Here is a 12617-nt window from a genome sequence, read left to right on the forward strand (position 1 = left end):
CCGCCGACACGGCAACGGCCGGGCCGACCCCGTGAGGGGTCGGCCCGGCCGCCGTGACCGGGTCGATCGGACAGGCCGACCGATGCGGGTCTCAGACCAGGTCGAACCGGTCCAGGTCGGCGACCTTGGCCCAAGCCGCGACGAAGTCCTTCACGAACTTCTCCTTGGCGTCGTCGCTCGCGTAGACCTCGGCGAGGGCGCGCAGCTCGGAGTTGGAGCCGAAGACGAGGTCGGCACGGGTGCCGGTCCACTTGACCTCGCCGGTGTCCGCGTCACGGCCCTCGAAGAGGGTCTGGTCGGCGGAGGTGGACTTCCACGTCGTGCCCAGGTCGAGCAGGTTGACGAAGAAGTCGTTGGTGAGCACGCCCGGGGTGTCGGTGAAGACGCCGTGGGTGGACTGGGCGTGGTTGGCGCCCAGGACGCGCAGACCACCGACGAGGACCGTCAGCTCGGGGGCGCTCAGCGAGAGCAGGTTCGCCCGGTCGATCAGCAGGTACTCGGCGGGCAGGCGGTTGCCCTTGCCCTGGTAGTTGCGGAAGCCGTCGGCCGCCGGCTCCAGCGCGGCGAACGACTCGGCGTCCGTGTGCTCCTCGGTCGCGTCCACCCGGCCCGGGGTGAAGGGGACCTCGACCGCGTAGCCGGCGTCCTTGGCGGCCTTCTCGACCGCGGCGGCACCGCCGAGGACGATCAGGTCGGCCAGGGAGACCTTCTTGGCGCCGGAGTTGAACTCCGCCTGCACGCCCTCCAGGACGCTCAGGACGTGACGCAGGTCGTCCGGGTTGTTGACCTCCCAGCCGCGCTGGGGCTCCAGGCGGATCCGGGCACCGTTGGCGCCGCCGCGCTTGTCGCTGGAGCGGAAGGTGGAGGCCGACGCCCACGCGGTGGACACCAGCTGCGAGACGGACAGACCCGAGGCGAGCAGCTTGCTCTTGAGCGCCGCGATGTCGGCCGCGTCGATGACCTCGCCCTCGGCCTCCGGCAGCGGGTCCTGCCAGATCAGGGTCTCCGCCGGGACCTCCGGGCCGAGGTACAGCGACTTCGGGCCCATGTCACGGTGGGTCAGCTTGAACCAGGCGCGGGCGAAGGCGTCCGCGAACTGGTCGGGGTTCTCGTGGAAGCGCTTGGAGATCTCGCCGTAGATCGGGTCGAAGCGCAGCGAGAGGTCGGTGGTGAGCATCGTGGGGAGCTTCTTGGCGTCGCTGTGGGCGTCGGGGATGATCGCCTGCGCGTCCTTGGCCACCCACTGGTTGGCGCCGGCGGGGCTCTGGGTGAGCTCCCACTCGTAGCCGAAGAGGATGTCGAAGAAGTCGTTGCTCCACTGGGTCGGCTTGGTGGTCCAGGTGACCTCCAGGCCGGAGGTGATGGCGTCGCCGCCCTTGCCCGTGCCGTAGGTGGACTTCCAGCCGAGGCCCTGCTGCTCCATGGTGGCGGCCTCGGGGTCGTCGCCCACGTTGTCTGCGGGGCCGGCGCCGTGGGTCTTGCCGAAGGTGTGGCCACCGGCGATGAGGGCGACGGTCTCCTCGTCGTTCATCGCCATGCGGCGGAAGGTCTCACGGATGTCGCGGGCCGCGGCGAGCGGGTCCGGGTTGCCGTTCGGGCCCTCCGGGTTGACGTAGATCAGGCCCATCTGGACGGCGCCGAGCGGGTTCTCCAGCTCGCGGTCGCCGGTGTAGCGCTGGTCGTCCAGCCAGGTGGTCTCGGGGCCCCAGTAGACGTCCTCGTCGGCCTCCCAGACGTCGGCGCGGCCGCCGGCGAAGCCGAAGGTCTCGAAGCCCATCTGCTCCAGGGCGACGTTGCCGGTGAGGATCATGAGGTCGGCCCAGGAGATGGACTGGCCGTACTTCTTCTTCACCGGCCACAGCAGACGGCGGGCCTTGTCCAGGTTGCCGTTGTCCGGCCAGCTGTTCAGCGGCGCGAAGCGCTGCTGGCCACGGCCGCCACCGCCGCGGCCGTCGTGGATGCGGTAGGTGCCGGCGCTGTGCCAGGCCATACGGACCATCAGCGGGCCGTAGTTGCCGAAGTCGGCGGGCCACCAGTCCTGCGAGGTGGTCAGCACCTCGGCGATGTCCTGTTTCACGGCCGCGAGGTCGAGGTTGTTGAACGCCTCGGCGTAGTCGAACGTCTCACCGAGGGGGTTCGCGACGACGGGGTCCTTGGCGAGGATCTTCAGGTTGAGCCGCTCCGGCCACCACTGACGGTTCCCGCCGCCCTGGGTCGGGTGCGCGGCGCGCCCGTGGGCGACGGGGCAGCCTCCCGCCCCCTCGGGCTTCGCGTCCGTGACGATCGCGTCGTGGTTCTCAGTCATGGGTGTCCTTCCGGAACTGGTGGATCACGGTGCTGAACTGCTGGCTTCGGAACACGGGGGGCACAGGCCCCAGTAGATGACCTCGGCCTCGTCGATCGCGAAGCCGCGGTCGTCGGAGGCGGTCAGGCACGGGGCGTGCCCGACCGCGCAGTCGACGTCGACCACGACACCGCAACTGCGGCATACGAGGTGGTGGTGGTTGTCCCCGACACGGCCCTCGTACAGGGCCGGGCTGCCGGGTGGTTCGAGGCGGCGCACGAGTCCCGCGCCGGCGAGCGCGTTCAGCGCTTCGTACACGGCCTGGAGCGAGATGTGGCCCACACGGTCGCGCACGCCCGAGGCGATCGCTTCGACGCCGAGGTGGTCGCCGCCCCGGACGGTCTCCAGCAGCGCCACGCGCGCGGCCGTCACCCGCAGGCCGGCACCGCGCAGCTCCTCGGCGGTGTTCGGGGGCTGGGATGCGGTCATGGCGACCAACCTACCCCTATAAACACGAACAGTTCAAGAAAACGAACTGTGCAAGTTTTGGGGTGGCTCTGCGGCTGGGCGACGACATCGCCCCATGGGATCAGCCCAAGGTGAGCAGCAGGATCGCGATCAACGCTCCGACGAGCCCCGCCGTCTGCCGGAAGTTCACCCGTTCGTGGAGCAGGGTCAGGCCGAGGACTGTGGGGACGGCCGGGTACAGGGAGGCCAGGACGACCACAACAGAGACCAACTGCCGCTGGGCCGCCCAGAGGTAGAGGATCAACGCGAGCGCGGCCCCCGCGCCGATCGCGGCGGCCGACGCCCACACCGTCACCGGCTGCCGGAACCGTCCCGCCCGCCGCCACAGCCCCGGTGCGAGCAGGGCCACCGCCGCCGCCCGCCCCGCGACCACCGGCCACACCCCGCTGCCCGCACCGGCCTGGGCCAGCCCGAGGTACTGCACCGCGACACCCACACTGGCGAGCAGCCCGTCCAGGGCCGCGCCCGCCCGGAACCCGGGCACCCCGCCGTTCCCGGCCCGCGTCGTGGAGGTGTCACCGTGCCGGACCCCGGCCGGCTCCGCCCGGCTGTCGGGCCCGCCGCCGTACGACACCAGCCACAGCGCGGGCACCGTGAGGCAGATGCCCAGCCAGGCCGCACAGGCGGGCCGGTCGCCGAGGAGGAGGACACCGCACAGCACGGACAGCGCGACCCCGGTGAGCGCGCTGACCGGCACCACCACGGTCATGCCGCCCCGGCTCAGACCCCGGTTCAGATACGTCATCGCCACCGCGCTCCCGAGGCCGGAGAGGGCGCCCCACGTCACATCCACGACCCGCACGTCCGGCGCCGGCACCGCGAGCGCCACCACCAGTGCCAGGAGCAGGCCGCCCGTCTGGCCGAGCAGCGTGACCACGGCGAAGTGCACCCGGCGGGACAGCAGCCCGCCGGCGAAGTCGACGATGCCGTACAGCGCGGCGGACGCGAGCGCGAGAAAGGCGGCCATTCGTCCGTGGGTGCCCCGCAGGAGCCGATCCATGGTGCATCGGGGTGGGACGGGGTACCCGGAAGCGGCCCCGAGCGGTGCACGACCCCCGACGCGGGAGGTGTCCCCGGATGAGCCCCATCGAGCACGCGAGCCCCACGAAAGCCCCCTCCCCGGAGCCGCGGGGCTATGACGCCGAGCCGTTCCTGCCGAGCCGCGGCGGCCTCCCCGCCCACCGCCGGGCCGCGGCCGACTGCCGGGGCTGCCCCCTGCACGAGGACGCCACGCAGACCGTCTTCGGCAAGGGGGACGGATCCGCCCGGCTCCTCCTCGTCGGTGAGCAGCCGGGGGACCAGGAGGACAGGCAGGGCGAGCCCTTCGTCGGCCCCGCCGGGCGGCTGCTGCGGCGCGCTCTGGACGAGGCCGGCATCGACTGGGACACGACCTATGTGACCAACGCGGTCAAGCACTTCAAGTTCACCCGGCCCCCGGGCGGCGGCAAACGCCGTATCCACAAGGCGCCCGACCTGCGCGAGGTCGCTGCCTGCCGCCCCTGGCTGCTCGCCGAACTCCGCCTGGTCCGGCCCGAGATCGTGGTGGCCCTCGGCGCCACCGCCGGCAAGGCCCTGCTCGGCGGCTCCTTCCGGGTCACCAAGGACCGCGGGACGCTGCTGCCCCTGCCCGCCGGGGAAGCGGAGGGGGCGTACGTCGTCGCCACCCTGCACCCCTCCGCCGTACTCCGCGCCGACGACCGCGACGCCGCGTACGCGGGCCTGGTGTCCGACCTCAGGGTGGCCGCCGAGGCGTTGGCGGAGAGCGAACCGCGATCTCGACGCTAGCCCCGGCCGTCGCCCCCGGTCACCAGCACCACCTCCAGGGTGCGCGGGCCGTGCACCCCCTCCACCCGGTCCAGTTCGATGTCGCTGGTGGCGGACGGGCCCGAGATCCACGTCAACGGGCGGGTCGGGTCGAGGAGTTCGAGGGCCTGCGGCACCGACGACACGACCTGGTCCGGTACGCGGACGACGCAGATGTGGTGGTCGGGCACCAGGGTGATCCGCCGGCGGCCCTGGTCGGGGGAGCCGTCCAGCACGATCGTGCCGGTCTCGGCGATCGCGAGCGCGCAGGCGGTGACGACGCTGTCGACCCGGTCCAGCTCGTGCGCGGTGCTCTCGGCCCGGTCCGGCACCCGTGTCAGGTCGGTCGCCGACAGCCACTCCTCGCGCAGCGCCGACGGCACCAACACCGTCTTCGAGCCGTGCGTGCGCAACAGTCCGGCGATCACCTCCGCGAGCCCGTCCGCGTCCGTGCGGTGCACGAGCGCCCGGTAGTCCGCCAGGTTCTCCGCCAGCAACTCCACCGTCTCGGCGGGGCCCAGCCCGCCGTGCTCACGGAGATAGGACCGCTGAAAGGCCTGCTCGTACGGAGTGTCGTCCTGGCGTACGTCGGCGAGGGCGCGCCGCACCCGGCCCAGGATCAGATCCCTGCTGCTCACTTGCCCGTGTCCTTTCCGCCGTCGGTCCGCTGCCACCAGTCGCGGAACGGCTCGGGGGGCAGCGCCGGAAGATCGCGGCTGGCGCTCCACGCCCTGCCGGGGCCCGGCAGCGTGCGCGGATGGAAGCGCCGCGTGCGGGACGCCAGCCGCTGCCCGGTGCGCAGCGCGCCGGGGTGGCCGAACGCCCACCGCGCCGCCCGCATCGCCGCCCGCTCGGCCGCGTGCCCCTTCGCGGGCTTGAGGACGACCTTGTTGCCGTTCTCCGTCACCGGCCCGCCCTGCGCGACCCGCTCCCGCAGATGCACCAGCACCTCGGGGATGTCGATGGCGACCGGGCACACCTCGTAGCAGGCGCCGCACAGCGAGGAGGCGTACGGCAGCGAGGAGTCGATCTCGCTTCCCGTGCCCCGGAGCTGTGGGCTGAGGATGGCGCCGATCGGGCCGGGGTACACCGACCCGTACGCGTGGCCGCCCGCCCGCTCGTACACCGGGCAGACGTTGAGACAGGCCGAGCAGCGGATGCAGCGCAGGGCCTGGCGGCCGACCTCGTCGGCGAGCGTGTCGGTGCGGCCGTTGTCGATGAGGACCAGGTGGAACGTCTGCGGCCCGTCCTCGTCGGCGGTGCCCGTCCAGGTGGAGGTGTACGGGTTCATCCGCTCGGCGGTGGAGGAGCGGGGGAGGGTCTGGAGGAACACCTCCAGGTCCTGCCAGGTCGGCACGATCTTCTCGATGCCGACGACCGAGATCAGCGTCTCGGGGAGGGTGAGGCACATCCGGCCGTTGCCCTCGGACTCCACGACCACCAGCGTGCCGGTCTCCGCGACCATGAAGTTGGCGCCGGAGACACCGACCTTGGCCCGCAGGAACTTCTCCCGCAGATGCAGCCGCGCGGCCTCCGCCAGCTCGGCGGGCGTGTCGGTGAGGCCCTCGGGGGCCGGGCGCCCCCACTCGCTCATCTCGCGCGCGAAGATGTCCCGGATCTCGCCCCGGTTGCGGTGGATCGCCGGGACCAGGATGTGCGAGGGCCGGTCCTTGCCCAACTGCACGATGAGTTCGGCGAGATCGGTCTCGTAGGCGTGGATGCCCTCGGCCTCCAGTGCCTCGTTCAGCCCGATCTCCTGCGTGGCCATCGACTTGACCTTGACGACCTCGCTCTCGCCGGTCGCCTTGACGAGATAGGTGACGATCCGGTTGGCCTCGTCCGCGTCGGCGGCCCAGTGGACCGTGCCGCCCGCCGCCGTCACCGACTCCTCCAGCTGCACGAGATAGCGGTCGAGATGACGGAGCGTGTGGTCCTTGATCTGCTTGCCCGCCTCGCGCAGCTCCGCCCAGTCGGACACCTCCGCGACCGCGTTCGCGCGTTTGGCGCGGATGGTGTGGGTGGCGTGGCGCAGGTTCCCGCGCAGGGTCGTGTTGTGGACGGCCTCGTGCGCGGCCTTCGGGAACGCCGGCATCCCGAGATACGTCCCGCTCATACCAGCGGCTCCTCTTCCGTGCTCGCCAGGATCTCCGCGATGTGGACGGGCCTGACGGCCGTCCGCAGCCGCGTCATCGTGCCGCCGATGTGCATCAGGCACGAGTTGTCGGCCGCGCACAGCACCTCGGCGCCCGTCGACTCGGCGTTGCGCACCTTGTCCGCGCCCATCGCCGCCGAGACGTCGGAGTTCTTCACGGCGAACGTACCGCCGAAGCCGCAGCACTCGTCGGCCCCCGGCAACTCCACCAGCTCCAGCCCCTTCACGGCCTGGAGCAGCCGCCGGGGCCGCTCACCGAGGCCGAGGCTCCGCAGCCCGTGACAGGTCGGGTGGTAGGTCACCTTGTGCGGGTAGTACGCGCCGACGTCCGTCACGCCCAGCACGTCCACCAGGAACTCGGTCAGCTCGTACGTCTTCGGCACGACCGGCGCCAGCGTCCGCGCCAGACCGTCCCCGCGTCCCTCCGCCCGCGCCCGCTCGCCCATCCGCGGGTACAGCTCCCGCACCATCGCCCCGCATGAGCCGGACGGCGTCACGATCGCCTCGTACTCCCGGAATACATCGGAGAACTTCCGGGCCAGTGGCTCGGCCTCGTGACGGTATCCGGTGTTGTAGTGCGCCTGTCCACAGCACGTCTGACCCATCGGGAAGTCGACGTCGACACCCAGCCTGGTCAGCAGTTTCACCACGGCCCTGCCGGTGTCGGGATAGAGCGTGTCGTTGACACAGGTCAGGAACAGAGCGACACGCATCGCGGCTCCTTGGGGGTCGGTCATCGGATGAGTGCAGAGTACGACGCGCGTACGCGAAGAGCGAGGGGTCCCGCGCGACGATCGTCGGGGGCGGACGGTCCCGCGCGACGACCGTCGGCGGGGGCGTCCCGCCGGGGGAGACCCCCGCTCACCTCCCGGCGAGCCGGGCCTCCGCCGCGCGCCAGGCCGCCGGGTCGCTCTGCGGCTCGTACCGCACCAGCGGCTGGGTACGGACGAGGAGTCGCCGCATCGAGGCCCGGTCGCCGACCAGGCCGTGGGTGCGGGCCTGGACGAGGACGTTGCCGAGGGCCGCCGCCTCCGCGGGGCCCGCCACCACCGGCAGCCCGCAGGCGTCGGCGGTGAGCTGGCAGAGCAGCGCGTTGCGGGTACCGCCGCCCACGACGTGGACGACGTCGACGGGGTGGTCGGCCAGCGCCTGGGCCTCGTCGACGGCCCGCCGGTGGGCGAGGGCGAGCGAGTCCAGGATGCACCGGGTGATCTCGGCGGGCGTCTCCGGGACGGGTTGCCCCGACTCCCGGCACGCCTCGGCGATCCGCTCGGGCATCCGGCCGGGCGCGAGGAACGCCGAGTCCCCGGCGTCCACCACCGACCGCAGCGCGGGCACCGCGGCGGCGGCCCGCAGCAGTTCTCCGAGATCCGGGTCCCCCCACGCCCGTACGCACTCCTGCAGCAGCCACAGCCCCATGATGTTCCGGAGGTAACGGACCGTGCCGTCGAGCCCCAGCTCATTGGTGAAGTTGGCCGCCCGGCTCGCCTCGGTCAGCACCGGGGTCTCGAGTTCCAGACCGGCCAGCGACCAGGTCCCGGTGCAGATGTACGCGAACCGTTCCCCGGTCGCCGGCACGGCCGCCACCGCCGAGGCGGTGTCGTGCGACCCGACCGCCGTCACCGGGACCGGACCGGACAGGCCGGCGGCCTCCAGGACCTCGGGCCGCAGCAGGCCCGCCGGGTCACCGGGCTGCCGCAGCGGGGCGAACAGACCGAGGTCGATGCCCAGCCGGTCCGCGACCTCCCGCGACCACGCACGGGTCCGCGGGTCGATCAGCTGCGTGGTGGAGGCGTTGGTCAGCTCGGTGCCCTGCTCCCCGGTCAGCCAGTACGTCAGCAGGTCGGGGATCAGCAGCAACCGCTCGGCATGGGCGAACTGGGCGGACGACCGGGCGGCGACCAGCTGGTACAGCGTGTTGAAGGGCGCGTACTGCAACCCGGTCGCCGCGTACAGCTCGGCGGCGGGCATGGTCGTCCACACCTTCTCCGCGACACCCTCGGTCCGGGCGTCCCGGTAGTGCACCGGATTGCCCAGCAGGGCGCCGTCCGCGTCCAGCAGCCCGTAGTCGACGGCCCAGCTGTCGATCCCGACGGAGTCGACCCGCCCGCCACCGAGGGCACCGGCCGCCTTCAGCCCGTCGAGCACCCCCGCGTACAGCGACAGCACGTCCCAGCGCAGCCCCTCGGGGGTGCGCACCGGCCGGTTGGGGAACCGGTGCGCCTCGACCAGTTCCAGCGAGTCCCGTCCCGCGCGGCCGACCATGACACGCCCGCTGGACGCACCGAGGTCGACCGCCGCGTACGACTTCACGGACCCGCCGGTCACAGGCGCGCTCATCGGAGGAAGGCGGCGGCCACGCCGGCGTCGACCGGGACGTGCAGCCCCGTGGTGTGTGTCAGCTCCCCGCCGGTCAGCGCGAACACCGCGTTCGCCACGTGCTCGGGGAGCACCTCGCGCTTGAGGATGGTCCGCTGGGCGTAGAACTCGCCGAGCTTCTCCTCCTCGATCCCGTAGGTCGCCGCGCGCTGCGCGCCCCAGCCTGCCGCGAAGATCCCCGAACCACGCACCACACCGTCGGGGTTGACGCCGTTGACGCGGATGCCGTGCTCACCCAGCTCGGCGGCGAGCAGCCGCACCTGGTGGGCCTGGTCGGCCTTGGTGGCGGAGTAGGCGATGTTGTTGGGTCCGGCGAAGACGGCGTTCTTCGAGGCGATGTAGACGATGTCGCCGCCCAGGCCCTGCGCGATCATCACGCGGGCCGCCTCGCGCGAGACGAGGAACGAGCCGCGGGCCATGATGTCGTGCTGGAGGTCCCAGTCCCTGGCCGAGGTCTCCAGCAGCGGCTTGGAGATCGAGATGCCCGCGTTGTTGACGACGAGGTCGACCCCGCCGAAGGCGAGCGCGGCGGCCTTGAAGGCCTCCCCGATCCGCTGCTCGTCCGTCACGTCGACGGTCACGGCGACGGCCTTGTCCGCCCCGCCCAGCTCCTCGGCGACGGCGGCGGCGTTCTCCGCGTTGAGGTCGGCGACGACGACACAGGCACCCTCGGCCACCAGCCGGTGCGCGATGGCCTTGCCGATCCCGCTGCCCGCTCCGGTCACCAGCGCCACCCGGGTCGCCAGCGGCTTGGGCTTCGGCATCCGCTGGAGCTTGGCCTCCTCCAGCGCCCAGTACTCGATGCGGAACTTCTCCGACTCCTCGATCGGCGCGTACGTCGACACCGCCTCGGCGCCCCGCATCACGTTGATCGCGTTGACGTAGAACTCGCCGGCCACCCGCGCGGTCTGCTTGTCCTTGCCGAAGCTGAACATGCCCACGCCCGGGATCAGCACGATCGCCGGGTCGGCGCCGCGCATCGCGGGGGAGTCGGGCTCGGCGTGCCGCTGGTAGTAGGCGGCGTACTCCTCGCGGTACTCGGCGTGCAGCTCCTTCAGCCGGGCGATCGCCGTGTCGAGGTCGGCGGTCGGCGGCAGGTCGAGCACGAGCGGCCGGACCTTGGTGCGCAGGAAGTGGTCGGGGCAGGAGGTCCCGAGGGCGGCGAGCCGCGGGTGCTCGGCCCGCGCCAGGAAGTCGAGCACGACGTCCGAGTCGGTGAAGTGCCCGACCTGCGCCCGGTCCTGCGAGGCGACGGCCCGGACGTACGGGGCGAGCGCGGCGGCCCGCTCACGGCGCGCGGCGGCGTCGAGGGCCTCGTACCCCTCGATGACGCTCCCGAAGGGCTCCGCCTTCCCCTTCTCCGCCAGGAACGCCTCGGCCGTGCGGATGATGTGCAGCGAGTTCTTCTCGCACTCCTCGGCGGTGTCGCCCCAGGCGGTGATCCCGTGCCCGCCGAGCACACAGCCGACGGCCCGCGGGTTCTCCCGCTTCACGGCGGCGATGTCCAGCCCCAGCTGGAAGCCGGGCCGCCGCCACGGCACCCAGACCACGCTGTCCCCGAAACACTCGGCGGTCAGCTTCTCCCCGTCGGCCGCGCAGGCGAGCGCGATCCCGGAGTCGGGGTGCAGATGGTCCACGTGCGCGGCGTCGACCAGCCCGTGCATCGCGGTGTCGATCGACGGCGCGGCCCCGCCCTTGCCGTGCAGGCAGTAGTCGAACGCGGCCACCATCTCGTCCTCGCGCTCGACCCCGGGGTAGACGTCGACGAGCGCCCGCATCCGGTCCAGCCGCAGCACGGCGAGCCCGGCCTCGGTCAGGGTGCCCAGGTCGCCGCCGGACCCCTTCACCCACATCAGCTCCACGTCACCGCCGGTGACGGGGTCGGTGTCGGTGCCCTTGGCGGAGGCGTTGCCGCCGGCGTAGTTGGTGTTCCGGGCATCGGCGCCGAGCCGCCGGGACCGGGCGAGCAGAGCTGCGGCTTCGGGATGGGTTGCCATGTGCGGTCAATCCTTACGGTGAGATGAGTACGGGGTTCTGGGTACGGGGTTCAGCTCGGGGCTCGGGGGCACGTCGCCGGGTGCGGGTACGCGGGGCTTCTCGCGCAGTTCCCCGCGCCCTTGAAAGACCAGGCCCTGCGGGCCTGGAAGAGCACGGCCCTGCGGGCCTGAGAAGCGCGGGGCGCAGCCCCTGCTTTTCAGGGGCGCGGGGAACTGCGCGACCAGCCACGCACGGCCCGCAGCCCACGACGAACAAGAACAGGCAGACGGGCCCCGGAGATCAGGCGCCCCACCCGGCCTGCTCCCCTCCCACCCGCTCCTCGACGATCCTCGCCGCCCACCCGGACGCCCGGTACGCCTTCAGCGGCTCGGGGTCCAGCCCCATCTCCTCCCGCACCTCACGGAGCAACGGCCGCACATCCGTGTTGTACGCGTCCATCACGACCGCGTTGGCCTCCAGCACGTCCCCGGCCCGCTGAGCGGAGCGCAACGCGTCCCCGTCCACCAGCAGCGCCTTCGCCGTGGCCTCCTGGACGTTCATCACGGACCGGATGATCGCCGGGATCTTCGCCTCGATGTTGTGGCACTGGTCGAGCATGAACGCGACCTCGGGGGTGAACCCGCCGCCGCGCACGACCTCGTACATGATCCGGAACAGCTGGAACGGGTCGGCCGCGCCCACCATCAGGTCGTCGTCGGCGTAGAAGCGCGAGTTGAAGTCGAACGCGCCGAGCTTCCCCTCCCGCAGCAGCGTCGCCACGATGAACTCGATGTTGGTGCCCGGCGCGTGGTGCCCGGTGTCGACCACGACCTGCGCCTTCGGGCCGAGCTTCAGGCAGTGGGCGTAGGCGGTGCCCCAGTCTGGTACGTCGGTCGTGTAGAACGCCGGCTCGAAGAACTTGTACTCCAGCAGCATCCGCTGGTCGTTCCCGAGCCGCTCGTAGACCTCGGCGAGGCCCTCGGCCAGCCGGTCCTGGCGCTCCCGGATGTCGTCCTGGCCGGGATAGTTCGTCCCGTCCGCGAACCACAGCTTCAGATCGCGCGACCCGGTCGCGTCCATGATGTCGACGCACTCCAGCAGATGGTCGACGGCCTTGCGGCGGACCGCCGCGTCCGGGTGGCAGATGCTGCCCAGCTTGTAGTCGTCGTCCTGGAAGGTGTTGGAGTTGATGGCGCCCAGCTTCACGCCCCGCTCCTCGGCGTGCTTTGCGAGAGCCGCGTAGTCCTCCACCCTGTCCCAGGGGATGTGCAGCGCCACGGTCGGCGCCACGCCCGTGAACTCGTGGACCTTGCCGGCGTCGTCCAGCTTCTCCCAGGGGTCGCGCGGGACACCCTGTTGGGCGAACACCTTGAAACGGGTTCCGGAGTTTCCGTACGCCCACGACGGCGTCTCGACGGCCTGGGTCTTGAGGGCGGCCTTCACCGCGGCGAGCTCGGTCACGTCAGGGCTCCTACCGGCTTTGATGTCTGAAAC

The 12617-nt window shown here is 72.0% G+C and carries 10 protein-coding genes; 1 reads left to right on the plus strand and 9 read right to left on the minus strand.

The window, feature by feature from the left end:
- Positions 1 to 91 precede the first annotated feature (91 nt).
- The 3 genes from katG to ACZ52C_RS26115 all read right to left on the minus strand — a co-directional run bounded on the left by katG (position 92) and on the right by ACZ52C_RS26115 (position 3779).
- On the minus strand, positions 92 to 2305 hold the full coding sequence (katG, locus tag ACZ52C_RS26105; protein WP_469077028.1) for a catalase/peroxidase HPI: 2214 nt from the start codon (positions 2303 to 2305) through the stop codon (positions 92 to 94).
- Positions 2306 to 2329: 24 nt separating this feature from the next.
- Positions 2330 to 2773 (minus strand): Fur family transcriptional regulator, encoded by a 444-nt coding sequence (locus tag ACZ52C_RS26110; RefSeq protein ID WP_469077029.1) that lies wholly within the window; start codon positions 2771 to 2773, stop codon positions 2330 to 2332.
- A gap of 100 nt (positions 2774 to 2873) precedes the next feature.
- Positions 2874 to 3779, minus strand: a complete 906-nt coding sequence (locus ACZ52C_RS26115; protein WP_469077030.1) for an EamA family transporter — start codon at positions 3777 to 3779, stop codon at positions 2874 to 2876.
- 110 nt (positions 3780 to 3889) lie between these two features.
- Between ACZ52C_RS26115 and ACZ52C_RS26120 the strand changes: the two genes are divergently transcribed.
- Positions 3890 to 4597, plus strand: a complete 708-nt coding sequence (locus ACZ52C_RS26120) for a UdgX family uracil-DNA binding protein (protein WP_469077031.1) — start codon at positions 3890 to 3892, stop codon at positions 4595 to 4597.
- Here ACZ52C_RS26120 and ACZ52C_RS26125 read toward each other — a convergent pair.
- The 6 genes from ACZ52C_RS26125 to rhaI all read right to left on the minus strand — a co-directional run bounded on the left by ACZ52C_RS26125 (position 4594) and on the right by rhaI (position 12584).
- Positions 4594 to 5253, minus strand: a complete 660-nt coding sequence (locus ACZ52C_RS26125; RefSeq protein WP_469077032.1) for a LutC/YkgG family protein — start codon at positions 5251 to 5253, stop codon at positions 4594 to 4596. The two genes, ACZ52C_RS26120 and ACZ52C_RS26125, sit on opposite strands and share 4 nt — an antisense overlap.
- Complete coding sequence (locus ACZ52C_RS26130; RefSeq protein ID WP_469077033.1) at positions 5250 to 6728, minus strand: LutB/LldF family L-lactate oxidation iron-sulfur protein; 1479 nt, start codon at positions 6726 to 6728, stop codon at positions 5250 to 5252. Before ACZ52C_RS26130 ends, ACZ52C_RS26125 begins: the two co-directional genes overlap by 4 nt.
- Positions 6725 to 7480: a (Fe-S)-binding protein gene (locus tag ACZ52C_RS26135; protein ID WP_392312387.1), complete on the minus strand. Its 756-nt coding sequence runs from the start codon at positions 7478 to 7480 to the stop codon at positions 6725 to 6727. The genes ACZ52C_RS26130 and ACZ52C_RS26135 overlap by 4 nt, the downstream gene beginning before the upstream one ends.
- 148 nt (positions 7481 to 7628) lie before the next feature.
- Positions 7629 to 9107 (minus strand): rhamnulokinase, encoded by a 1479-nt coding sequence (locus ACZ52C_RS26140; RefSeq protein WP_469077034.1) that lies wholly within the window; start codon positions 9105 to 9107, stop codon positions 7629 to 7631.
- Positions 9104 to 11143: a bifunctional aldolase/short-chain dehydrogenase gene (locus ACZ52C_RS26145; protein ID WP_469077035.1), complete on the minus strand. Its 2040-nt coding sequence runs from the start codon at positions 11141 to 11143 to the stop codon at positions 9104 to 9106. Before ACZ52C_RS26145 ends, ACZ52C_RS26140 begins: the two co-directional genes overlap by 4 nt.
- Positions 11144 to 11423: 280 nt before the next feature.
- Positions 11424 to 12584, minus strand: coding sequence for an L-rhamnose isomerase (gene rhaI, locus ACZ52C_RS26150; protein ID WP_469077036.1), 1161 nt, complete (start codon positions 12582 to 12584; stop codon positions 11424 to 11426).
- Between the last annotated feature and the right edge of the window lie 33 nt (positions 12585 to 12617).

It is taken from the genome of Streptomyces sp. NPDC034049, assembly GCF_055575575.1.

Excerpts from the sequence above, each read along its gene's own strand:
- katG (WP_469077028.1), bottom strand. The coding sequence starts at position 2,305 with ATGACTGAGAACCACGACGCGATCGTCACGGACGCGAAGCCCGAGGGG.
- ACZ52C_RS26110 (WP_469077029.1), bottom strand. The coding sequence starts at position 2,773 with ATGACCGCATCCCAGCCCCCGAACACCGCCGAGGAGCTGCGCGGTGCC.
- ACZ52C_RS26115 (WP_469077030.1), bottom strand. The coding sequence starts at position 3,779 with ATGGCCGCCTTTCTCGCGCTCGCGTCCGCCGCGCTGTACGGCATCGTC.
- ACZ52C_RS26120 (WP_469077031.1), top strand. The coding sequence starts at position 3,890 with ATGAGCCCCATCGAGCACGCGAGCCCCACGAAAGCCCCCTCCCCGGAG.
- ACZ52C_RS26130 (WP_469077033.1), bottom strand. The coding sequence starts at position 6,728 with ATGAGCGGGACGTATCTCGGGATGCCGGCGTTCCCGAAGGCCGCGCAC.
- ACZ52C_RS26135 (WP_392312387.1), bottom strand. The coding sequence starts at position 7,480 with ATGCGTGTCGCTCTGTTCCTGACCTGTGTCAACGACACGCTCTATCCC.
- ACZ52C_RS26140 (WP_469077034.1), bottom strand. The coding sequence starts at position 9,107 with ATGAGCGCGCCTGTGACCGGCGGGTCCGTGAAGTCGTACGCGGCGGTC.
- ACZ52C_RS26145 (WP_469077035.1), bottom strand. The coding sequence starts at position 11,143 with ATGGCAACCCATCCCGAAGCCGCAGCTCTGCTCGCCCGGTCCCGGCGG.